This is a genomic window from Arthrobacter sp. P1_B3 (assembly GCF_056406615.1).
In genome coordinates this window covers 110,481-131,625 of the sequence record NZ_JBFTZV010000002.1, presented here as the reverse complement: position 1 = coordinate 131,625, position 21,145 = coordinate 110,481, and the positions used below count along the sequence as shown (strand labels likewise).

The 21,145-nt window shown below is 68.3% G+C and carries 22 protein-coding genes; 9 read left to right on the top strand and 13 right to left on the bottom strand.

The window, feature by feature from the left end; genetic code table 11:
• The first annotated feature begins 94 nt into the window (after window positions 1–94).
• The 3 genes from AC1D2F_RS03345 to AC1D2F_RS03335 all read left to right on the top strand — a co-directional run bounded on the left by AC1D2F_RS03345 (window position 95) and on the right by AC1D2F_RS03335 (window position 2,289).
• Window positions 95–958 (top strand): HpcH/HpaI aldolase/citrate lyase family protein, encoded by an 864-nt coding sequence (locus AC1D2F_RS03345; protein WP_229992492.1) that lies wholly within the window; start codon window positions 95–97, stop codon window positions 956–958.
• Between the two features lie 24 nt (window positions 959–982).
• Complete coding sequence (locus tag AC1D2F_RS03340; protein ID WP_476966167.1) at window positions 983–1,936, top strand: DUF2797 domain-containing protein; 954 nt, start codon at window positions 983–985, stop codon at window positions 1,934–1,936.
• 128 nt (window positions 1,937–2,064) lie between these two features.
• Entirely contained in the window at window positions 2,065–2,289 is a 225-nt protein-coding gene (locus AC1D2F_RS03335) for a DUF3188 domain-containing protein (RefSeq protein WP_229992494.1), read from the top strand.
• On the opposite strand, the gene AC1D2F_RS03330 is transcribed toward AC1D2F_RS03335, so the two are convergent.
• Both AC1D2F_RS03330 and AC1D2F_RS03325 read right to left on the bottom strand, forming a co-directional pair.
• A complete protein-coding gene (locus AC1D2F_RS03330; protein ID WP_229992495.1) occupies window positions 2,279–3,907 on the bottom strand; it encodes a SulP family inorganic anion transporter in 1,629 nt (542 codons plus the stop codon). The two genes, AC1D2F_RS03335 and AC1D2F_RS03330, sit on opposite strands and share 11 nt — an antisense overlap.
• A gap of 65 nt (window positions 3,908–3,972) precedes the next feature.
• Window positions 3,973–4,368: an ArsR/SmtB family transcription factor gene (locus tag AC1D2F_RS03325; protein ID WP_476966166.1), complete on the bottom strand. Its 396-nt coding sequence runs from the start codon at window positions 4,366–4,368 to the stop codon at window positions 3,973–3,975.
• A 188-nt stretch (window positions 4,369–4,556) separates the two neighbouring features.
• On the opposite strand from AC1D2F_RS03325, the gene AC1D2F_RS03320 reads away from it, so the two are divergent.
• From AC1D2F_RS03320 to AC1D2F_RS03305, 4 genes are read left to right on the top strand one after another with little or no spacing between them, the layout of a single operon-like run.
• The gene (locus AC1D2F_RS03320; protein ID WP_229992500.1) at window positions 4,557–5,036 is read left to right on the top strand and encodes an FAS1-like dehydratase domain-containing protein; all 480 of its coding nucleotides are present in this window, start codon (window positions 4,557–4,559) and stop codon (window positions 5,034–5,036) included.
• A 2-nt stretch (window positions 5,037–5,038) separates the two neighbouring features.
• A complete protein-coding gene (locus tag AC1D2F_RS03315) occupies window positions 5,039–5,476 on the top strand; it encodes a MaoC family dehydratase (protein ID WP_229992501.1) in 438 nt (145 codons plus the stop codon).
• A gap of 14 nt (window positions 5,477–5,490) precedes the next feature.
• A complete protein-coding gene (locus tag AC1D2F_RS03310; RefSeq protein ID WP_476966165.1) occupies window positions 5,491–6,804 on the top strand; it encodes an MFS transporter in 1,314 nt (437 codons plus the stop codon).
• 58 nt (window positions 6,805–6,862) lie between these two features.
• Window positions 6,863–7,930, top strand: coding sequence for a UDP-N-acetylmuramate dehydrogenase (locus AC1D2F_RS03305; protein ID WP_476966164.1), 1,068 nt, complete (start codon window positions 6,863–6,865; stop codon window positions 7,928–7,930).
• A gap of 27 nt (window positions 7,931–7,957) precedes the next feature.
• Here the strand turns inward: AC1D2F_RS03305 and AC1D2F_RS03300 are convergent, their stop codons facing one another.
• Window positions 7,958–8,476 (bottom strand): hypothetical protein, encoded by a 519-nt coding sequence (locus AC1D2F_RS03300; protein WP_476966163.1) that lies wholly within the window; start codon window positions 8,474–8,476, stop codon window positions 7,958–7,960.
• A gap of 89 nt (window positions 8,477–8,565) precedes the next feature.
• Here AC1D2F_RS03300 and AC1D2F_RS03295 point away from each other — a divergent pair, with 89 nt between their 5' ends.
• Complete coding sequence (locus tag AC1D2F_RS03295) at window positions 8,566–9,672, top strand: winged helix DNA-binding domain-containing protein (RefSeq protein WP_476966162.1); 1,107 nt, start codon at window positions 8,566–8,568, stop codon at window positions 9,670–9,672.
• A 17-nt stretch (window positions 9,673–9,689) separates the two neighbouring features.
• On the opposite strand, the gene asd is transcribed toward AC1D2F_RS03295, so the two are convergent.
• From asd to AC1D2F_RS03245, 10 genes are all read right to left on the bottom strand, one after another.
• Window positions 9,690–10,826, bottom strand: coding sequence for an aspartate-semialdehyde dehydrogenase (gene asd, locus AC1D2F_RS03290; RefSeq protein ID WP_229996031.1), 1,137 nt, complete (start codon window positions 10,824–10,826; stop codon window positions 9,690–9,692).
• 54 nt (window positions 10,827–10,880) lie between these two features.
• Window positions 10,881–11,099, bottom strand: a complete 219-nt coding sequence (locus AC1D2F_RS03285; RefSeq protein WP_090575192.1) for an NF038396 family protein — start codon at window positions 11,097–11,099, stop codon at window positions 10,881–10,883.
• The gene (locus tag AC1D2F_RS03280) at window positions 11,099–11,692 is read right to left on the bottom strand and encodes a dihydrofolate reductase (RefSeq protein WP_229996029.1); all 594 of its coding nucleotides are present in this window, start codon (window positions 11,690–11,692) and stop codon (window positions 11,099–11,101) included. The genes AC1D2F_RS03285 and AC1D2F_RS03280 overlap by 1 nt, the downstream gene beginning before the upstream one ends.
• Window positions 11,689–12,492 (bottom strand): thymidylate synthase, encoded by an 804-nt coding sequence (locus AC1D2F_RS03275; RefSeq protein ID WP_476966161.1) that lies wholly within the window; start codon window positions 12,490–12,492, stop codon window positions 11,689–11,691. Before AC1D2F_RS03275 ends, AC1D2F_RS03280 begins: the two co-directional genes overlap by 4 nt.
• Before the next feature lie 33 nt (window positions 12,493–12,525).
• Complete coding sequence (locus tag AC1D2F_RS03270) at window positions 12,526–12,930, bottom strand: GntR family transcriptional regulator (protein ID WP_476966160.1); 405 nt, start codon at window positions 12,928–12,930, stop codon at window positions 12,526–12,528.
• Window positions 12,927–14,582 carry a hypothetical protein gene (locus AC1D2F_RS03265; RefSeq protein WP_476966159.1) on the bottom strand — a complete coding sequence of 552 codons (1,656 nt, stop codon included), beginning with the start codon at window positions 14,580–14,582 and terminating at the stop codon, window positions 12,927–12,929. Before AC1D2F_RS03265 ends, AC1D2F_RS03270 begins: the two co-directional genes overlap by 4 nt.
• A 78-nt stretch (window positions 14,583–14,660) precedes the next feature.
• Window positions 14,661–15,638: an NUDIX hydrolase gene (locus AC1D2F_RS03260; RefSeq protein WP_364745476.1), complete on the bottom strand. Its 978-nt coding sequence runs from the start codon at window positions 15,636–15,638 to the stop codon at window positions 14,661–14,663.
• Between the two features lie 11 nt (window positions 15,639–15,649).
• Window positions 15,650–17,914, bottom strand: coding sequence for an RNA degradosome polyphosphate kinase (locus tag AC1D2F_RS03255; RefSeq protein WP_229995668.1), 2,265 nt, complete (start codon window positions 17,912–17,914; stop codon window positions 15,650–15,652).
• A gap of 88 nt (window positions 17,915–18,002) precedes the next feature.
• A complete protein-coding gene (gene mshD / locus AC1D2F_RS03250) occupies window positions 18,003–19,025 on the bottom strand; it encodes a mycothiol synthase (RefSeq protein ID WP_229995667.1) in 1,023 nt (340 codons plus the stop codon).
• A 287-nt stretch (window positions 19,026–19,312) separates the two neighbouring features.
• Complete coding sequence (locus AC1D2F_RS03245) at window positions 19,313–20,011, bottom strand: winged helix-turn-helix transcriptional regulator (protein ID WP_028276526.1); 699 nt, start codon at window positions 20,009–20,011, stop codon at window positions 19,313–19,315.
• A gap of 243 nt (window positions 20,012–20,254) precedes the next feature.
• Here AC1D2F_RS03245 and AC1D2F_RS03240 point away from each other — a divergent pair, with 243 nt between their 5' ends.
• Window positions 20,255–20,989: a permease gene (locus AC1D2F_RS03240; protein ID WP_229995666.1), complete on the top strand. Its 735-nt coding sequence runs from the start codon at window positions 20,255–20,257 to the stop codon at window positions 20,987–20,989.
• Window positions 20,990–21,145: the final 156 nt, after the last annotated feature.

Genomic DNA, 21,145 nt, shown 5'->3' with positions numbered 1-21,145 from the left:
CTGGTTGGGCAGGGACATGATTTTGGTCGTAATGGTCGCCCCTGAGGGCCGGATCGCTTAGCGGCAAGTGCCCCCGGGCGGCTAGCGTAGATGCATGACTTCTACCACCACCGCCGAATCACTTCGGCCCCAGCGCAACATCCCGGCCGACATCGCCCGCTCCTGGCTGCTGGTGAACGCGATGAAGACCGATCTCTTCGACCAGTCCGCCGTCTCCCGGGCCGATGCCATCATCCTCGACATCGAAGACGCGGTGGACCCCTCCCAGAAGGACATCGCCCGCGCCAACGTCGTGAACTGGCTGACCGCCGGCGGCAGCGCGTGGGTCCGGATCAACGACGCCACCAGCCCGTTCTGGGCCGACGACCTTGCCGGGCTGCGCGGCACTCCCGGCCTGCTGGGCATCATGCTGGCCAAAACCGAATCGGCCGACCAGGTCACGGAGAGCTTCCACCGGATGGACGGCAAGACCCCGGTCATCCCCCTGGTCGAGTCCGCCGTCGGCATCGAGGAAGCCAACAACATCGCGAAGGCCCAGGGCGCCTTCCGCCTGGCCTTCGGCTCGGGCGACTTCCGCCGCGACACCGGCATGGCGGCCACCGCCGAAGCCATGGCCTACCCCCGCGCCAAGCTGGTGGTGGCCAGCCGCGTCGGCAACCTGCCCGGCCCCATCGACGGCCCCACCGTCGGCACGAATCACCCGATCCTGCGCGAACAGACCGGCATCACCGTGATGATGGGGATGACCGGGAAGCTCTGCCTCGCGATCGACCAGACGCCGGTCATCAACGAGGTCATCAGCCCCACGCCGTCCGACGTCGCGTGGGCCACGGACTTCATGGCCGACTTCGAGGCCAGCGGCCGCGTCATCCGCGACGGCTCCGACCTGCCGCGCCTGGGCCGCGCCGAGAAGATCATGAAGCTCGCGGTAGCCTTTGGCGTGCAGCCGGCTCTGTAGCCACACACCACTCAAGGAGCCCCCGTGACCGATACCCGCTATCTGGTTCACGGGGTCTTTTGGGATGGTCCGGCGCCGGTTCCCGCGCCCGGACCTGGACAGCCCGGCGGAGGGCTCCCGGTGATGCGCCTGCAGGACCCTGACGGCACCCTCACCGAACTGGCGCTCGACGCCGGCACCCGGCTCGGTTTCCGGCTCGCCGCCAACGGGAAGCACTGCCTCGGGCGTCACGTGGTCCACGGCCCGGCGGACCGGGACCACGTCCTCTGCCCCGCCCGGGCTGCCGCCACCAAGGGCAGCCAGTGCGAACGGTGCTTCGTGCTGGACGACTCCCGGCTTATCCACGACTTCCACCGCGGCGGCAGGGTCCCGCCGGGCCTGCGCGCGTACCTGATGCAGCCGCACTGGCTCTACGTCGCCACCTTCGCCAACGGGGCCAGCAAGGTCGGCACCGCGTCCCACCCGCGCAAATGGAACCGGCTCGCCGAGCAGGGCGCTGTGGTCGCCCGGTACGTCGCCCGAGCCGGGGACGGCCGCGTGGTACGCATCCTTGAGGACATGATCACGCGCGACGCCGGGCTGCCGCAGCAGGTCCGCGCCGCCGCCAAAGCGGCTGCGCTCGTGGCACCGGCAGCCGCCGTCGAACTCGATGCCGTGAACGGGCGGCTGGCAGGGGTGGTCCGGACATTGCTCGCCGGTGCCGGCCGGGAGGGCTTTGAAGTGGTGGATGAGCGGTGGGTCCGGCCGGAGCTCTCTGCCAACGCCTGCGCCCCGGCCGCCCGGCATGCCTACCCCCACGACCTGGGGACCGGAACGCACGGGTTCMGGGTCGATTCGCTGAGCGGCAGCATTGCGCTGGCGGCGCTGGATGGCGGCGAACTGGAATTCGTGGTGAACCTGGGGCAGCTCAAGGCCCGGATGATCGAACTCGGGGACCACGGCTCGGACGTCCCGGCCGTGCAGGAAACATTGTTCTGACGCTGAAATTGCCCCGCGACGCGCAAATTACCGGACGCGCCCGTATTCCCGCGTCGCCAGGCATTCTGAGTGTCGCCAGGAATTTTGCGGATCGCGGCGGCGCCGGCGCGCCCCGGTAGACTGGCACGGTGCTGAACGAATTCTGGGCCACCGCGTCAACCGCCTACAAGGTGCTCGTCTTCAGTGCCATGGGCCTGATCGCCCTCGGCATCACCCTCAGTGTGGTCGGCAACAGTACCGGCAACCAGGCCCTTGCCCTCGCCTCGCTGGCGGTGATTGGGCTGGGCCTGATCCTGCACATTGCCGGGCTTGTGGTCCGCGGCCAGGCAATCCGGAAGAACCTCAAACGCTAGCAGCCGCGTTCCGCACCACATGGCTCCGGGCATGCTCCACAGCGTCCGGAAGGGACGTGAACAGGTGCTTGTGATGCCGCAGTGAGCGGATGACCCCCACATTGGTCACGAGCTCCAGATGCTGCGGCTGGACACCCTTCAGCAGGACCGTGACGCCGCGCAGTTCCAGCGCCGAAATCACCTCGACGAGCGCGTGGGCGCCCGTGGCGTCCAGCATCCGCAGCTGCGACAGCCGGATGATGGCCACCTGGACGTCCTTGACCTGGCTGATCTCCTGCAGGACCCGCTCCGCGGCGCCGAAGAACATGGCCCCGTCCAGCCGGAAAATGGCGATGTGCTCGTCTCCCGGAACCGTCGGCCCGGGGATGTCCTCGCGCCGGACTCCGCTCAGGGACGCGAATGCCCGCAGCGTGAACACGGCTGCCGCGGCGAGTCCGATCTGGATTGCCACAATGAGGTCGAAGGCGACGGTGATGAGGGCCGTGATCACGAACACCGCCGCGTCGGCCCGGGTGGACCGGAGGATCGCGGTCACCGTGTGCCGCGAGACCATGCGTGTGGCCGTGACCATGAGGATGCCGGCCAGCGCCGCCAGCGGGATCCGTCCGACGAGTCCGGCCGCCAAATAGATGATGGCCAGCAGCACCAGGGCGTGCACTACCGCGGAGAGCCTGGTCTTGGCGCCGGAACGGACGTTCACGGCCGTCCGGGCGATCGCGCCCGTGGCGGGCATGCCGCCGAAGAATCCGGCGGCGATCGAGGCCAGCCCCTGGCCGGTGAGTTCCCGGTCCGGGCTGTACGGGCCGGACGGACGGCCGTCCGGCCCCACCATGCCGGCGGCCACCCGGGCCGAGAGCAAAGATTCAATGGCGGCGAGCGTCGCGATGGAGACGGCAGGCATCAGCAGGCCGCCCAGTGCGGCCGGATCCACAGAGGGCATGGAGGGCGCCGGCAGGGAGTGCGGAAGTGCGCCGATCCGGGGTATGTCCAGCGCCAGCAGCTCTGCCGCCACGGTGGTGAGCAATACGGCGATCAGGCTCGCAGGCAGGGACTTGTTGAGCCTGGGCAGCAGGTACATCAGGGCCGCGACGCCCGCCACCACAGCGAGCGTCTGCAGCACGGTTGGCATGGTTGCTTGTGACGCACTCTCGATGGCCGCCAGGAGGGTGTTGTGGCCGGGCGTTCCCGCGGTGCCCGTGGCCAGGGGCACCTGCTGGAGGAAGATGATGGCGGCGATGCCGAGCGTGAAACCCTCCACGACCGGCCAAGGGATGAACGCGACGGCGCGGCCCAGTCCGCTCACTCCCAGGACCATGACGAGCAGTCCGGCCAGCACCGAGACCAGCGCAACGCTGCCGACGCCGTGGGCGGCGACCACCGGGGCCAGGACCACCACCATGGCGCCGGTGGGGCCGGAGACCTGGACGTTGGATCCGCCCATGACGGCGGCGACCAGTCCGGCCACCACCGCGGTGATGAGTCCGGCCTCCGCCCCGACGCCGGAGCTCACCCCGAAGGCCAGGGCCAGGGGGAGGGCCACAATGCCTACTGTGATTCCGGCGAACAGGTCCGTCTTCCAGGCGGACCGCAAGAGTCCGTAGTCGCGCCGGGAGGGCACAAACCGGGTAAGGCGTCTCCGGAGCGTGTCGGGTGTCCCGACCGGACTTGATGCCGGGTCCGCGCTCACGGCGCTGTGTTGTCTAGATGGCCAGTGTCGTCGAGGTGGCCTGCCGGCAGCTCCTGCGCTATCCGGAGCTGTTCGGTGGAACCGGCCAGGGTGTCCAGCAGGAAGACCCGGGCGATCGCGAGAAGCTCCTTGATCTTGGGATGAGCCAGCCGGTAGGTCACCACATTCGCCGTCCGGACCGACGTCACCACGCCGTGCCGGCGCAGCGTCCCCAGATGCTGGGACAGATGCGAGGGCTCCAGTCCCGTCTCGGCGAGCAGGTAACTGACCGGCGCCGCAGTGTCCGGTGCCGCGGCCAGAAGCTCGAGGATCCGGATCCGGGCCGGGTGGGCCAGGGCCTTGAACAGGTTGGCCTTGATTTCGTACAACGGGGTCTGCGCGGCGGAGATCATGGCAGGAGGACACCTTCTCGCATCCGTTCGTGGCGCGGCCCGGCGGGACAGCGCCGCTGTCTGGATTGATGGATTGATGTTTTCATCATATCGCGCGAGTCAATACCCTCCCGTCAATACCCGTCCGATCCCGGCGCGCACCCTGTCACGAAGCCGGACGGTCCCGGGCGTGGCGATAGGCTGGAACCATGACTATCAATCCGGACCTGCAGGGCCGCAGCTACCCTGCCGCAGAGGTGTATGACGTCGGCCGCGAGAAGATCCGCGAGTTCGCGCGCGCGGTCAAGGCCACGCACGCGGCCCACTTCGACGTCGATGCCGCCAAGGCCCTGGGGCACAGCGACCTCGTGGCGCCGCCGACCTTCGCCATCATCGTCGCGCAGCGCGCTGACGCGCAGCTGATCGAGGACCCGGATTCCGGGATCGACTTCTCCCGCGTGGTCCACGCCGACCAGCGGTTCACCCACCACCGCCCGATCATCGCAGGCGACCGGCTGGTCGCCGAACTGCACGTCGACGGCGTCCGCGCCATGGGCGGCGGAGCCATGATCACCACCCGCTCGGAAATCTTCGCCCTGGCCCCCGGCGATGCCGCCGATGCCGCCGGCGTCCGGGAGCCGGTCGCCACCACCACCTCGTCCATCCTGGTCCGCGGAGAGGGACAGTAGCCATGAGCGTCAACATCGCAGAACTCACCGTCGGCCAGGACATCGGCAGCCGCAGCATTACCGTCACCCGTACCGATCTCGTCAAGTACGCAGGCGCCTCCGGTGACTTCAATCCGATCCACTGGAACGAGGCTTTCGCCACGGGCGTCGGCCTGCCCGGCGTGATCGCCCACGGCATGTTTACCATGGGCGCCGCTGTCCAGCTCGTCACTGACTGGGCCGGCGACCCCGCCGCCGTCGTCGACTTCCAGACCCGCTTCACCAAGCCGGTGCCGGTCGCCGACACCACGGGGACGCCGGAGGCCGGTGCCGTGATCGAGGTCAGCGGGGCCATCGGAGCGCTCGACGCCGACGCCGGCACCGCCCGCGTCGACCTCACGGTCCTCTCGTCCGCCCAAAAGGTCCTCGTCAAGGCCCAGGCCGTAGTCAGGCTGGCCTAGCCCATGGCATTGCAGTGAATCGGACTGCTGTGACCAAGGATGTCTTCGTCCCGGCCGCCGAGATCACGCACTGGCGCAACGCTGTGGTGGTGGCCTACGGAGCGAGCGGAATCGCGTTTTCCACGTGGGTGTCCCGGCTGCCGGCCATCCGCGACGGCCTGGACCTGACTCCGGGCACCGTCGGGCTGCTCCTGCTCTGCATGACGGCGGGGTCCTTCCTGTCCGTGTCCGCATCGGGCCTGATTGTCCTTCGCCTCGGCTCCAAGCTCACCATCCGGATCGGCAGCATCATGGTGGGCTTCGGGCTGATGCTGGCAGGCTTCGGCACCTCCGTGCTCGCCAGTCCGGTGGCGGTCGCCGCCGGACTGGCGATCATCGGGCTGGGCACCGCCAGCTGGAACACCGCGTCGAACGTCGAAGGCGCCGCGGTGGAACGCGCGGTCCGGCGGCACATCATGCCCCGGCTGCACGGCTCCTTCAGCCTGGGCACGGTGGCTGGAGCCGGGCTGGGTGCCTGGGCAGCCGCCGCCGGGATCCCCGTCTTCTGGCACCTGGCCGCGGTGGGCCTGCTGGTGGCCGGCTCGGTGACCACCGCTGCGGCGTGGTTCCGGGCGGACATCACGCCGGTCGAGGGGGAGCGCCCCTTCAAGGTATCCGGGACAGATACGTTCGAGGATCCCTCCACCGGGCCCATCCCGATCGTCCGGCAGACGGACGCCGTCCCGGAGCAGCCGCTGGACAACAAACGCCAGATCGCGCAGGCCTGGCGTGACCGGCGCACTCTGCTCCTGGGCGTGCTGGTCCTTGGGCTGGCCCTCGCCGAAGGGGCGGCGGGGGACTGGGTGGCCCTGGCATTGTCAGACGGCCACGGCCAGACCGACGCCGCCGGAGCCGCAGGCTACGGGCTGTTCGTCACCTTCATGACCATCGGCCGCTTCGCCGGCACCCTGGTCCTTGACCGCTTCGGCCGGGTCCCGGTGATGCGCTGGTGCGCCGCGCTCGCGGTGCTGGGCCTCGGCTTGTTCGTCTTCGCCCCCGCGCCGTGGCTGGCCTACGTGGCCTTGGCCATCTGGGGACTCGGAGCCTCGCTCGGTTTCCCGGTGGGCATGTCCGCCGCGGCCGACGATCCCGTCAAGGCCGCTGCCCGGGTGTCCGTGGTGTCCACGATCGGCTACGGAGCCTTCCTGTGCGGGCCGCCGCTGCTGGGCCTGCTGGCCGAGCACGTCGGGATTCTCCACTCCCTGCTTGCCGTCATGGTGATGCTGATCGTGAGCTTCCTGCTCTCCCCGGTGGCGCGCAAACTCCCCATGCCGGCACGGGCTGGCTAGCTAAGTACAGCTAGCACCCGCTTAGGGGCCAACGGATGATCCCGGCTAGGCTGGTCAGGTGACCCAGATCCAGCTCTCCGCCCTAACCACGTCCGCCGTCGGCGGCCCCGCCGGCAGCTACATCGAAGCCCGCAGCGAGGCCGGCATCATCGACGCCGTGCGCACGGCGGACGCCGCCGGCCAGCCCTTGCTGATCATCGGCGGCGGCTCCAACCTGCTGGTGTCCGACGACGGGTTCCCCGGTACGGTGCTCAAGATCGCCTCGGAAGGGTTCACCGTCAACGCCGAGGACTCCTGCGGCGGCGTGGCGGTGGTGGTCCAGGCCGGCCACAACTGGGACGCCTTCGTTGACCACGCCGTGAAGCATGCCTGGTCCGGCGTCGAGGCGCTCTCCGGCATCCCCGGCGCCACGGGCGCGACTCCCGTGCAGAACGTCGGCGCCTACGGGTCCGACGTCTCGCAGACGATCGCCGCGGTACGGACCTGGGACCGGGAACGCAACGCGGTGAAGACCTTCACGAATTCCGAACTCAAATTCGGCTACCGTGACTCCATCCTGAAGCGGACCACCGTCAACGGATCGCCGCGCTTTGTGGTGCTCACCGTGGAATTCCAGCTCCCGCTCGGCCGGATGAGCGCCCCGGTCCGCTACGCCGAACTCGCCCGGGCGCTCGGCGTCGAGCAGGGCCGGCGGGCCTACTCCAACGACGTGCGGCGCGAAGTGCTGCGGCTCCGGGCGTCCAAGGGCATGGTCTGGGATGCGAACGACCGTGACACCTACTCCACGGGGTCCTTTTTCACGAACCCGATCGTGTCCGAAGACATCGCGGCACGGCTGCCGCAGGAGGCCCCGCGTTACCCGGCCGGTGCGGATGGGCTGACCAAGCTTTCGGCGGCCTGGCTGATCGATCAGGCCGGGTTCGTCAAGGGCTTCGGGCTGGACCCGGACAGCGTCTCGGGTGGCCGGGCCTCGCTGTCCACCAAGCACACACTCGCCATCACCAACCGGGGCGGGGCGAGCGCGGCCGACATGCTGGCTGTTGCGCGCGAGGTGCGCCACGGCGTCGTCGAACGTTTCGGCATTGAACTGCACCCGGAACCGCTGCTGATCGGCGTCGCTCTCTAAGGTTGCTCTGCAGGAAGGCCGGGCCGCCTACCGGTCCGTGTGGCGGGGGGCCACCTTGCTGAAGAGCATGAAGGTGAAACCGGAGGCCGCGGCCCCGAGCAGGAAGACCTGGCAGAACGCCACGGACTGAACGCTGGGCCCGCTTTGCAGCACCAGTCCGGCGCACGCAAACGCCACGGCGCCGGCGAGAAACGCCAGGGAGCCGAGCAGGAAGGCCTGTACGGTGGCCGGAAATTCGCTGGCGTAGTCGAACTGGAGCTCCCGGCCCCGCGGGGCAATGCTGCCGCTCTTCATGCCTACCGGCGTCCGTGCCTGAGACCGTGCCCGCGGCTGCAGCGCAGCGGCCGTGACGAAGCTGCCCACGGACACTGCCATGCACAGCCCTGCCACCAGCTGCAGGGTGCTCATCATGGGCGAAAGCCGGGTGCCGCTGGCGATCGCGACGGCGAGCCCGGCAGCCATGCCGGCGGCGCTGGAGGCCCAGCCCAGCAGGGCCAGCTTCCGGCACAGGGGCCGCAGCAGCGGCCACACCTCACTCATAGTCATGCATCAAGGCTAAAGAGGTCCGCTGGACGGCGGCTGGGAAGAGCCGGGCAACAGCCCGACAGCCGGCGCAGGCGACCTACCATAGACCCATGGCAGCGGTGACGGGCACCGGTCGGCTCAGCCCCGGGATCATGGGCAGGCTGCGGCTGGCCGCGCAGGGACTGCTGGGACCAGGGTTCCAGTCCGTCCCGGAAGCCGTCCGCGCGATGACGGCAATGCAGGCCCAGGACCTGCAGGCCGTGCTCTGGGCCGTCGGCCAGCGGGTGCCCGGTTCCCGCGTCGATGACGTCCGCGGGGCGCTGGACCGGGCGGAGATCGTCCGTTCCTGGCCCATGCGCGGCACCTTGCACGTGCTGGCACCCGAGGATTTGAAATGGATGCTGGCCATTACCTCGGAGAGGCTGATCCGTGGCATGGCCGGGCGTCACCGGGACCTCGGCATCGGTGACGCGGATGTGGACGCAGCTGCGGGGTCCGCGTTGCGGCTGGTCTCCGCAGGAGCAGCCAGCCGGGCGGAATTGTTCCAGGCCTTCGAACGGGCGGGCCAGTCCACCGCGGGCCAGCGCGGCATCCATCTGCTGGGGATCCTGTGCCAGCGGGGATTGCTGGTGCAGGGTCCGCTGGCAGGAAACCAGCAGCTGGTGGTGGCGTTCGGCGACTGGATCACCGAGTCGCGGACCCTGGACCGCCCGGATGGCATCGCCGAGTGGCTGCTGCGCTACCTGCGCAGCCACGGCCCCGCAACGGAACGTGATTTTTCCTGGTGGTCCGGCATCCCCCTGACGGAAACCCGCGCGGCCCTGGCCCGCGTCAAGGACCGCCTGGTGGAGCTGGAGTTCGCGGGGACCAGCTACTGGCTCGCGCCGGCAACGGCCGCGCTGCTGGACGACGGCGTGCCGGGGCAGCGCACCGTGCTGGCGCTGCCGGGGTTTGATGAATTCCTGCTCGGCTACGCGGACCGGTCCGTGGTGCTGGCGCCGGAGCACGCTGACAAGATCGTCCCCGGCGGCAACGGCATGTTCAAGAAGACCATTGTGGCGGGCGGCACGGTGATCGGCACCTGGGCGGGGCCGCCGGGCGGCCGGGGCGCCGGCGTCGTGCCCGAACCCTTCGATGCTGTTAACGGGCTGCGGCCTGCCGCTCAAAAGTCCTTTGAGCTGCAGGCCGCGAAGTACCGCAGATTCCTTGGTGCCTGAACGGGCGCCTGGAATCCCTAAAGGTTTCCGGTGGCGATGCGGAGCATGCGCCGCAGCGGCTCGGCGGCGCCCCAGAGCAGCTGGTCGCCCACCGTGAACGCGCTGATGTACTCCGGGCCCATCTCCAGCTTGCGGATGCGGCCCACCGGAATGTCCAGGGTGCCGGATGCCGCCACGGGCGTGAGATCGGCCATCGAGGCTTCCTTGGTGTTCGGCACCACGCGGGCCCACTGGTTGTCCGCGTCCACGAGTTTCTCGATCTCGGCCACCGAGAGGTCTTCGCGCAGCTTCAGTGTCAGGGCCTGGGAGTGCGAGCGCATCGCACCGATCCGGACGCAGAGGCCGTCCATGATGATCCGGTTCCCGGCGGAGGTGCCAAGGATCTTGTTCGTCTCCACCCCGGCCTTCCATTCCTCTTTGGACTGGCCGTTGCCGAGGTCCGCGTCGATCCAGGGGATCAGGGAACCGGCCAGCGGGACGCCGAACTGGGTGGCGTCGATGCCGGAGCGCTGGTGCGCCAGGACCTTCCGGTCGATCTCCAGGATCGCCGACGCCGGGTCGTCCAGTTCAGTGCTCACCTCGGCGTTGAGGCTGCCGAACTGGCTCAGCAGCTCACGCATGTGGCGTGCCCCGCCGCCGGAGGCCGCCTGGTACGTCATGGACGTGCCCCACTCGACGAGGTCGTTCTTGAACAGCCCGCCCAGTCCCATCAGCATGCAGGACACGGTGCAGTTGCCGCCGATGTAGTCCTTCACCCCGCCGGAGAGGCCGGCGTCGATGACGTCCCGGTTGATGGGGTCCAACACGATGATGGAGTCCTCATTCATGCGCAGCGTGGAGGCGGCATCGATCCAGAGGCCGTCCCAGCCGCGGCCGCGGAGCTCGCCGTGGACCTGCTTGGTGTAGTCCCCGCCCTGGGCGGTGACAATAATGGGCAGCTTCGCCAGCGTCTCGAGGTCGAATGCGTCCTCGAGCTTGCCGGCCGCGCCAGCGCCGGCAATGGCCGGGGCGGCGCCGCCCGCGTTCGAGGTGGAGAAGAAGACGGGGTTGATGGTGGCGAAGTCGCCCTCGTCCTGCATGCGCTGCATCAGGACGGAACCGACCATGCCACGCCAACCGACCAGGCCGACGGACGGGGTAGCTGCTGTAGTCATGGGCCCAGTTTAGACTTCACCGCCCGCCTGGCGCAGTCGGTTACGTCACGGGATCTATTCGCCGCGCGGCTCTTCCAGCAGCGCCGCCTTGCGCCGGCGCAGCGCAAAGACCGCCCCGAACGTGAAGACCTGGGTCACCACCACCAGCACGATCGCCCCGAGGATCTTGTTGCCGCCCAGGATCATGGTGAGCCCCACGATGGCCGAGAGCAGCGCGAGCAGGGGCAGGAGCATGTACCCCAGGACAAAGAGTGTCTCGGGCTTGCGCAGCATTACTTGGCCTCCGTCCGGCGCCACAGCGTGATCCGGTAGCGGGTGCCGTTGGCCGAGGTCAGCCAGCCGTTGGCGGGGAGGCTGGCGGAGGCGGTCCAGTCGTAGCCGAGGTCGGGAGCGAAGGTATCCCCTTCGGCGTTGGTGTCGATTGTGGTGACGACGGCGACGTCGGCAAGGTCCAGCGCCTGCGCAAAGATCTCGCCGCCGCCAATGATCCAGACCGTCTCATGGCCGGGCACGAACTGGGATTCGAGCAAAGCGTCGTCGAGCGACGCGACCGCGACGGCGCCTTCCGCGCCGGGGGTGTCCCGCCAGGCGGCCTGGCGGGTGATGACAATGTTTGTCCGGGCGGGCAGCGGGCGGTACTTGTCCGGGAACGACTCCCAAGTCTTGCGGCCCATGATGACCGGGTGCCCGGAGGTGAGGCTGCTGAAGTGCCTCATGTCCTCGGGCAGGTGCCACGGCATGGCGCCGGCCTGGCCGATGACCCCGGTGCTGGTCTGGGCCCAGACCAGCCCCAGGCCAGTGGTGGACGCGCGGAGTTGCTCAGTGAAATCGCCGGGCTGCACGCCCGGGGTGGCTTCGTTGCTCATACGGCTATCGGGGCCTTAATCGTCGGGTGGTGCTGGTAGCCGACCACCTCGAAGTCCTCGAGGGTGTAGTCGAAGATGGAGTCCGGCTTGCGGGTGATGTTCAGTTGGGGGTAGTCGTAGGGCTCGCGGGCGAGCTGCTTGAGGACCTGGTCCATGTGGTTGTCATAGATGTGGACATCCCCGCCGGTCCAGACGAATTCGCCCGGTTCCAGGCCGGTCTGCTGCGCAACCATGAGGGTCAGCAGGGCGTAGGACGCGATGTTGAACGGCACGCCCAGGAAGGTGTCCGCCGAGCGCTGGTAGAGCTGGCAGGAGAGCTTGCCGTCGGCCACATAGAACTGGAAGAACGCGTGGCACGGGGGCAGCGCCATGTCCTTGAGTTCGGAGACGTTCCAGGCCGAGACGATGTGCCGGCGCGAGTCCGGGTTGGACTTCAGGTTCTCGATGAGTTCGGCGATCTGGTCGATGTGGCCGCCGTCGGGCGTGGGCCAGGAACGCCACTGGACGCCGTAAACGGGGCCGAGTTCGCCGTCGGCGTCGGCCCATTCGTCCCAGATGGTGACGCCCTGGTCCTGCATCCATTTGACGTTCGTGTCGCCGCGGAGGAACCAGAGCAGCTCCACCGCCACGGACTTGAAGTGCACCCGCTTGGTGGTGATGAGCGGGAAGCTCTTGCTCAGGTCAAAGCGGAGTTGGCGACCAAAAACGCTGAGGGTGCCGGTTCCGGTACGGTCTGATTTGTGCGTGCCGTGCTCGAGGACGTCGCGCAGGAGGTCTTCATAGGGCGTTGGGATGCTCACGGTTCCAGTCTACTGAGAACTGGCTTTCTCTCCTTATTTGTCTTGCTGGCTGAGCTTAGCGCGGAGGATCTCCAGCAGGGCGGCGTCGTCCAGCCCGGCACTGCGGCCTTCCGCAATATAGCGGTCGACGGCGGCGATCACGGCCGCGGGGGCCGCGCCTTGCCCTTGGGTGCCCGCGGGAGCCGGCAGGGCAGCCGTCCCCGCGACCACCGTGCCGTTGCGCCGCCGCGTTTCGATCAGTCCGGCCAGTTCGAGTTCCTTGTACGCCCGCGCGACGGTGCCGGCGGCCAGGCCCAGGTCCGACGCAAGGCTGCGGACTGTCGGCAGCCGGGTTCCCGGTGCCAGGGTCCCGACTGTGATGAGGGAGGTGATCTGCGCCCGGATCTGTTCGAAGGGGGGAACCGGCGACCGCAGGTTAACGGAGATCCCCACGCTCACGTGGCGGGCTCCTTGTCCGGCCGCGGAGCTGGAGCGGACGGTGCCCGGGCCGGCGTTCGGACAGGGATGACGGCGATGACTATGGCAGCGGCGCCCAGCGCAGAGCCGGCCAGGGTTGCCGGCCACCACGATCCGGCGGCCGGATCGACGGCTGCACCGAACGCGTCCGGCCCGAACACGGCCGCCCACGCCTGGCTCTGGGTCAGCAGCAGGACTGCGGCCTGGGCGGTGAGGGCGGCCGCGAGGGTCCGCACGACACGGTGGAGGGTGATGGCGCGCAGGGCGGCGTCCAGGCCGCGCGGGGCGTCGCGGACGCCCTGGCGGAACCAGACGGTGAGGAACGCCGGCAGGGAGGCAGCGCAGGCCCCGGCCATCAGCAGCCCGGCCGGAACCCAGCCCGGTCCTTCGGCGAGGCGCGCCTGCCCCGCCGCCGTGACGCCCAGGACGGTAAGGAATACGAGGAGCGCCAGGACAGCCGTGGTCAGCAGGGCGGGGCTGGCCGGTTGCCGGGGCCAGCCGCGCGGCGCTTCGGGACTTCCGTAGTTGCGCTGCAACAGGAACTCGCCGGCGGCAATGACCAGCAGTACGGAAGTGGCCGTCAGCGTCACGAAGCCTGCAAAACCGTAGCTGGCGGCAGCCATGAGGAGCTGGGAAAGGAAGGCGCCGGCGACCAGCGGCACAGCGGCCGCCAGCCCCAGCAGCGCCCCGAGGGAGGAGACCAGTCTGGCGGTCGGGTGTTGGCGGCCGGTGGCGAGCCCTGATTCCGGTCGGTTCCGGACGCCCAGCCTGGCGGCCGCGAGCCGCGGGGGCCGCCACCACCACATGACGAGGAGGACCACGGTTGCCGCGAGGCCGGCGAAGTTCGTCCACGACGTCATCCCGTGGGCGGGATCGGGACGGGACGCGAAGTTCCCCGCGATGACTGTCAGCCCGGCAGTCACCGTGGACACTGTGCGCAGCAGCCGGTTCATCGCGATGGTCCGCAGCAAAGCGTTGTCCGCCGGGTCGAGGGACTCCAGTTGGCGGCGGCGGGCGATCAGCCACAAAACCAGCCACGTCCCGGCGGCCAGCACCAGCAGGGCGCCGCCGAGCCAGGCGGCCGCTTCCGGTCCGGGGATGCGGCCGTCGCCTCCGCCGTTGTAATAGTTGTACTGACCGTCGCTGACCGTGGTGGGGGCCACGGCCGCGAATCCGGGCAGCGTGGCAACCCGGGCGATGGCCGCGGCGGCCGAGACGAAGATCGCGGCCGTGGTCAATGCCAGCCTGCGGGGCAGGAAGTCCTTGATACGCCGCACAGACAGCATGGCCTCCCGCCGCATTCGCCGCGGTCCCGGGTAGCTGACCTGGCCCAAGGCGTGCACGGCCAGGCAGCCCAGGACCGGCCACGCCAGGGCCGGGACGATCGACTCGGCGCTCACCAAGGAGACGGCCGCTGACGGATTGGCGGGGATGATGCCTAGAGTCATGGCGCCCTGGAGCGAGCTCGCCAGCCAGCCGATCACACCCACCCACAGCCCGTGCTCCGACACGCTCTGCGGCGAGGTTCCGGCCCCGGGGGCCCAGATCACCCATCGCAGCACGGCATAGACGAGCAGTGCTGCGATCGCCGGGCCGAGCAGCAGCATCGGCGGCAGGTAGAACAGGGCCGGCATGGAATCCCCCAAGATTCAGCAGTAATGTACCAAGCTATTGATACAAACTAGGGGTGGGGGCCCCGGGGGTCAACGACCTCAGTCGTCGAACGGCTTAAACCGCTCCACCGCAACTATTTTGTTCTTGCTATGGTGCGCCACGTGGCACACGATGATCTCGCCCGGCGCCAGAAACGGGTCCGAGGACGGCAGCAGATCCCGGAGGCGGGAGTTCATGTGCTTTGCGAGTTGCTTCAGGACGGTCGGCAGGGCCGGGCGGTGCGTACACACAGCCACGGCGCGCTGCTTGTCGAACAGCGCCTCGACGACGGCGGCCGTCTTCTGCGGGCTGCGGCCGTGCCGGTGCTCGGTGAGGGCCTCGTTGAGCTTTACCTTGGCGTCGGCCGCCTTTGCGTACGGGGCGATGGTGGCCACGCACCGCCGCCAGGGGCTTGAAACGATCCGCCCGGGCTTCCACGCCTGCAGGAGCCGCCCCACCGACTGCGCCTGCCGCATGCCGGTAGCAGCCAGCGGGCGGTCACCCTCGGCCTTGGACCACGAAGATCGGGGCTTGGCCTTCGCATGGCGCACGATCAGCAGCGGCCAGGTCTCCAGTTCCCCGCGGTCGTGGGCGTTCACGAGGTGCTGGAGTGGTTCGATGTCGCCCGGGTTGCTCAGGAGGCGGGCGGCTTTCTCGGGCGGGCACCACATGACGCTGTCGACTTCAGTGCCGTCCGGCAACAAGGCAGCGCCGTCGACGTCGACCGCCCAGTAGTGGACCACCTTCAGCCCGGCCGGCACATGGTAGTGGATGGGCGGAAGCGGGATCCCCAGGGGCGCGATGAGCCCGATCTCCTCCTCCACCTCGCGGACGGCGCACTCCGGGATGGTCTCGCCCGGGTCGATCTTGCCCTTCGGCCAGGACCAGTCGTCATACCGCGGGCGGTGAATCAGCAGGACCTCGAGCTGGTCCTTGGTTGCCGAATTGAGGCGCCACGGGATGGCGCCTGCCGCCGTGACGGCAACCTCTTCGCCGGGCTGGTCGGCCTGGTCCTCAACCAGTTCATCGCTGCTCACACTCACGGTCCCTACCGCAGGCTGGTCGAGCGCTGGCGGGAGCGGGAAGCGAGCAGCCAGGACTGGACGTCCTTGAGGTTCTCGCCGTCTTCTGCCAGGTGGTGGCGGGTCCATTCGCCCTGCTTGTCCAAGTGCCAGCTGGCGGTTTCGGGCACCATGTAGCGGTTGAGCAGGTCCAGGACATAGCTCGTGTCGTCGCCGCTGGTCAGCTGTACCAGGGCCTCCACCCGGCGGTCGAGGTTGCGGTGCATCATGTCGGCAGAGCCGATGTAGACCACCGGGTCGCCGGCATTGGCGAAGGCGAAGACGCGGGAGTGCTCCAGGAAACGGCCCAGCACGGAGCGGACCGTGATGTTCTCGCTCAGGCCGGGAACGCCGGGCCGCAGGGAGCAGATGCCGCGGACAATGACGTCCACCTGCACCCCGGCCTGGGACGCGCGGTACAGGGAATCGATGATGGCCTCGTCCACCATCGAATTGACCTTGATCTGGACGCGGGCGGCGATGCCGGCCCGGGCGTTCCTGATCTCGGTTTCGATCCTGTCGATCAGACCGGACCGCACCGAGCGCGGCGCTACGAGCAGCCTCTTGAACGTGGACTTCGGTGCGTAGCCGGAGAGCTGGTTGAACAGCTTCGAAAGGTCTTCGCCGACCTGTTCGTTCGCCGTCAGCAGGCCCAGGTCCTCGTAGTAGCGGGCCGTGCGCGGGTGGTAGTTGCCGGTGCCGATGTGGCAGTAGCGGCGCAGGCCGTCCACTTCCTGGCGGACCACGAGGGAGAGCTTGCAGTGGGTCTTGAGGCCCACGATGCCGTACACCACATGGACCCCGGCCTGTTCCAGTTTCCGGGCCCAGGAGATGTTGGCCTGCTCGTCGAAGCGGGCCTTGATCTCCACGAGGGCCAGGACCTGCTTGCCGGCCTCAGCGGCGTCGATCAGTGCATCGACAATCGGGGAGTCCCCGGAGGTGCGGTACAGGGTCTGCTTGATGGCCTGGACTTTGGGGTCCGCGGCCGCCTGTTCCAGGAACGCCTGGACGGACGTGGAGAAGGAATCATACGGGTGGTGCAGGAGGATGTCCCGTCGCCGCATGGCGGCAAAGACGTTGGCCGCCTTGGAGGTTTCCGATTCGTTGAGGTACCGCGAGGTGTGCGGGACGTGCTTGGGGTAGTGCAGGTCTGCCCGGTCGATCCCGGCAATCACCGAGAGCCCGCGCAGGTCCAGCGGTGCCGGAACGGAGTAGACCTCGGATTCCTCGACGCCGAGCTCGCGGATCAGCAGGGCACGGATGTTCGGGTTGATGTCGTTGGTGACCTCCAGCCGGACCGGCGGGCCGAACCGGCGGCGCAGGAGTTCCTTCTCCAACGCCTGCAGGAGGTTCTCGGCGTCGTCCTCTTCGACCTCGACGTCCTCGTTGCGGGTCACGCGGAAAGTGTGGTGCTCCAGGACCTCCATGCCGGCGAACAGCTGGTCCAGGTGCACGGCGATGACTTCTTCGAGCGCGATGAACCGGGCCACACGCCCTGGGACGGAGCCGGCGCGGGCGCCGTCGATGGAGATCAGGCGGGGGAGCTGGTCCGGGACCTTGACACGGGCGAAGAGTTCCTTGTCGCTGACCGGGTTGCGGACCACCACGGCGAGGTTCAGGGACAGCCCGGAAATGTAGGGGAACGGGTGCGCCGGATCCACGGCCAGCGGCGTCAGGATCGGGAAGACCTTTTCCGCGAACATGGCGCTGAGCTGGTCCTTGGCCTGCGAGTCGAGTTCCTCCCAGTGCATGAGGTGGATGTGCTCGTACGCCAGGGCGGGACGGATCTGCTCGGCGTAGACGCGGGCGTGGCGCTGCTGGAGCCGGTGGGCCTCCTCGCCGATCTGCTCCAACACCTGCATGGGGCTCAGCCCGGCGGGGGAGGGGACCGCGAGGCCTGTGGCGATCCGTCGCTTCAGGCCGGCCACCCGGACCATGAAGAACTCGTCCAGGTTGGAGGCGAAGATGGACAGGAAGCTGACCCGCTCCAGCAGGTACAGGTTGGGGTCCTCGGCCAGTTCCAGGACCCTGGCGTTGAAGGATAGCCAGCTCAGCTCACGGTCCAGGAACCGGTCCGGGCGGATGTCGCCTTCAGGTTCCAGGTTCGGCGCGAACTCCGGAATGTCGATCCGGTCCTGGGTGGCGCGTGAGGCCGGCACTTCGGAGGAGCCAAAGCGGGCTCGTACCGGACGCGCCCCCTTTTCCGACGTAGCTGGTTCAGACGTGGATGTCCGGGCAGTATCCCGTGGCATGGGGTCTCCTCAATGCTGGCGCGATGTAGCTTCAACCTTACAAGCAATCATGGCCGGATGACCCCAGATTTCGGCCCGGCCGCGGTGGTCATCCGCCGACTTGACTAACGCCGTCCGGCGCGGGAGTCACGGCCGGTGGTTGCTGCTGCGCCAGCGGCGCGTACATGACATCGACATCCCAGCGCGTGAATCCGAGGCGGCGGTAGAGGGCGACGGCGGGCGCGTTGTCGGCATCGACGTAGAGCATCACGGCGCGGAGCCCGAGGTCCTGCAGGTGCCTGATGCCGGCGACCGTGAGGACCTTGCCCAGCCCGGCGCCCTGGGCATCCGGGGTCACGCCCACCACGTAGACCTCGCCGATCGCGGGGTGATCGCCGTGCCGGGGGTGCACCTTGGTCCAATGGAACCCCAGGAGCCGGTCCGCCGGGTCCACGGCCAGCAGGAAACCCGCAGGATCAAACCAGGGTTCGGCCATCCGGGCGTCCAGATCGGCGCGCGTCATGTTGCCCTGTTCCGGGTGGTGGGCGAAGGCGGCCTTGTTTGCGGCCAGCCAGGCGTCCTCGTCCCGGCCCGCCACGAAAGTGCGGAGCTGTACGCCCTCCGGGAGTTGGACCTCCGGCAATGCCGCTGCCGCCGTCATCAGCCGCATCTTCCACAACTCGCGGACGGCGCCGTAGCCGTAGCGGGCCGCGAGGTCCGCCGCGGCCTCGTGGTTTCCGTGGGACCAGGCTTTCAGGCCTGTAAAGCCGCGGACGCTTTTAAGTTCGCTCACCAGGCGGTCGCCCACGCCCTGGTTGCGGTAGCTGGGGTGGACGGCAATCTCAAGGACCCCTGTGCCGTCGGGCTCCTCGATGACGACGGCGACGCCGGCGAGGTCCTGCGCCGTCGCGGGATCCAACTTGTCGTCCGGGGCGTAGAGGGCCAGGGCCAATACCGAATGCTCGCCCGCGTCGGCGGCGCGCAGCGTGACAAGGGTCTGTTCGGACAGCGGCGGATTGCCGTCGGACTCCTCCGCCGCGGCGACCAGGGCGGCGACGTCCCGCAGCAGCCTGCCGCCCACGGTTCCTTTGACGGCAAGTACGGGCCAGTTTTCCGGGTGCGCAGGGCTCATGGTGCAAGGCTATCGGGTGCATGGCTGTCAGCGGCCGATTTTGTTGAACTCCGGACGGCGGCGTATAGTCGTTATCTCGTCCGGCGTTGAGCCAGATGCGAGGGGGATCCACCGCTGGGGTGGCCTCGATACGTTCGACCCGTATGTCCTCCACTGAGAATATTTACTGAGAGTATTTGCGCCGATGGATTGGTGCACCACGAAGGCCCCGGACTCCAGAGTCCGGGGCCTTCTGTGTTTAGTGCTATTTGGGTTTCAGTGCTGCTGGGTTCGGGCGGCCTTGGTGCTCAGGCCTCGGTGAGTTCGTCCTCGGGCTGGCGGACCAGGGTCAGGCGGTAGCCGACGTTGCGGACGGTGCTGATCAGGTTCTCGTGGTCGGCGCCCAGTTTGGCGCGCAGCCGCCGGACGTGGACGTCCACGGTGCGGGTGCCGCCGTAGTAGTCGTAGCCCCAGACTTCGGTCAGCAGCTGCTGGCGGGTGAAGACCCGGCCGGGGTGCTGGGCGAGGTATTTCAGCAGTTCAAATTCCTTGAAGGTCAGGTTGAGCGCGGCGCCGTTGACCCGTGCGGTGTAGCTGGCCTCGTCAATTACGACGCCGGCGGCCCGGATTTCGGTCGGCACGTCCTCCTTCTCCGGAACGGCGCGCGCGACGCCGAGGCGGATCCTGGCTTCGACTTCTGCCGGGCCCGCGGATTCCAGGAGGATGTCGTCGACGGCCCACGCCGAGGAGACGGCGGCCATGCCGCCTTCGGTGAGGATGAGCATCAAGGGGGCGCTGAGGCCGGTGGCCTTGAGCAGCTGGGTGAGGGAACGTGCGCCGACCAGGTCCTTGCGGGCATCCAGCAGGACGATGTCGCAGGGGTCGGTCTCGAGCAGTGCGGTGGGCTCGGCCGGCAGGATATGCACCCGGTGGTTCAGCAGTTCCAGAGCAGGCAGGACGTCCACGGATGTTCCGGTGCTGTTCGTCAATAGCAGGATGTGCGACATTGTTCCTCCAAGGGGTGTCCGCGCATCGTTGGGCGTCTTGTTGCTGATCCCGAGTATACCTAAAGGCCCCATTCCGGCCATGGTCCCGTCACCTCCGCCCACTGCTTTTGCGACACAAATCGTTCATATAAGGCAGGATTGAACCGTCAGGGCCCGCGGCCCGTTGAAATTGAGCCGAGTCGAATTGGGGTCCGCAGTGAGCGAAGATACGGCCATGGTGGGTCTGCCGATGGCGAGTAGACCGTGAAGCCGTGGAGCGTCGGGATCATTGGCCTGGCCGGCCTGGCGGCCATTGTTGCCGGCGCCTATTCCTCGCCCGAGGTCCTCCTGGCCGTCGCGGCCCTCTTCGCGGCCGGCATCGGCATCGGCTGGCCCTACTTTCTCGGCATCCCCGCCAAGAAGACCCTCGCAGCCTTGATTGGCCTGCCAGGTGTGGGGTCGGCGGTGGCCGCAACCTATCTTCCGGCTCCCGGCTTCCTGGACTGGACGCCGTCGTTCATGGCGGTCGGGGTCATGGCCATCTTCGTCATGCAGCTGATTCGGGGCACCGGGCAGGCCCAGCGCCTCGAATCCACCCTGGGCTCCTGCGCGGGTGTCCTGCTGTCCTGCCTGGGCGCCGGCTGGATTGCGAGCTCGCGCTTCAACGGAGTCCGCGAAATGATCCTCGTGGCCGCCGTCAGTGCAGCCATCGCCCTGATGGCGGGGCTGATCCGTTTGCCTGACCGGATCGTTGCGCCGCTGGGCATCGTCAGCGCGGGGCTCGCCGGGCCGCTCGCCGGCCTCGTGTTCTCCGACATTGCCGTGCTTCCGGCCGCCCTCGCCGGCGTCGTAGTGGGGGCGGTGCTGGTGAGTTTCCGCCGCCTCGTCATCCTCAGCGGTGAGAGCCTGAACGTTTTGGCGGCCGTGGGCATGGGGCTGGGGCCGGTGTCGGCGGTCGGTTCCCTGGCCTACTTCATAGACAAACTACTCATCTACTAAGGGTTAGGATGGCATCATGTCCGTACTTGCATATGAGATCTTTTTCCTTGTCCTGCTTGGCGTGGCCAGCCTGTCCATGGCGTGGTTTGCCGGCTTTGTCGTGTACCGCCTCTTCAAAGGCCAGAAGTAACACGTTCCAGACCCCGTAGCTTCCAG

Excerpts from the sequence above, each read along its gene's own strand:
- AC1D2F_RS03345 (WP_229992492.1), top strand. The coding sequence starts at position 95 with ATGACTTCTACCACCACCGCCGAATCACTTCGGCCCCAGCGCAACATC.
- AC1D2F_RS03325 (WP_476966166.1), bottom strand. The coding sequence starts at position 4,368 with ATGATCTCCGCCGCGCAGACCCCGTTGTACGAAATCAAGGCCAACCTG.
- AC1D2F_RS03320 (WP_229992500.1), top strand. The coding sequence starts at position 4,557 with ATGACTATCAATCCGGACCTGCAGGGCCGCAGCTACCCTGCCGCAGAG.
- AC1D2F_RS03315 (WP_229992501.1), top strand. The coding sequence starts at position 5,039 with ATGAGCGTCAACATCGCAGAACTCACCGTCGGCCAGGACATCGGCAGC.
- AC1D2F_RS03300 (WP_476966163.1), bottom strand. The coding sequence starts at position 8,476 with ATGACTATGAGTGAGGTGTGGCCGCTGCTGCGGCCCCTGTGCCGGAAG.
- AC1D2F_RS03295 (WP_476966162.1), top strand. The coding sequence starts at position 8,566 with ATGGCAGCGGTGACGGGCACCGGTCGGCTCAGCCCCGGGATCATGGGC.
- asd (WP_229996031.1), bottom strand. The coding sequence starts at position 10,826 with ATGACTACAGCAGCTACCCCGTCCGTCGGCCTGGTCGGTTGGCGTGGC.
- AC1D2F_RS03285 (WP_090575192.1), bottom strand. The coding sequence starts at position 11,099 with ATGCTGCGCAAGCCCGAGACACTCTTTGTCCTGGGGTACATGCTCCTG.
- AC1D2F_RS03280 (WP_229996029.1), bottom strand. The coding sequence starts at position 11,692 with ATGAGCAACGAAGCCACCCCGGGCGTGCAGCCCGGCGATTTCACTGAG.
- AC1D2F_RS03265 (WP_476966159.1), bottom strand. The coding sequence starts at position 14,582 with ATGCCGGCCCTGTTCTACCTGCCGCCGATGCTGCTGCTCGGCCCGGCG.
- AC1D2F_RS03255 (WP_229995668.1), bottom strand. The coding sequence starts at position 17,914 with ATGCCACGGGATACTGCCCGGACATCCACGTCTGAACCAGCTACGTCG.
- mshD (WP_229995667.1), bottom strand. The coding sequence starts at position 19,025 with ATGAGCCCTGCGCACCCGGAAAACTGGCCCGTACTTGCCGTCAAAGGA.
- AC1D2F_RS03245 (WP_028276526.1), bottom strand. The coding sequence starts at position 20,011 with ATGTCGCACATCCTGCTATTGACGAACAGCACCGGAACATCCGTGGAC.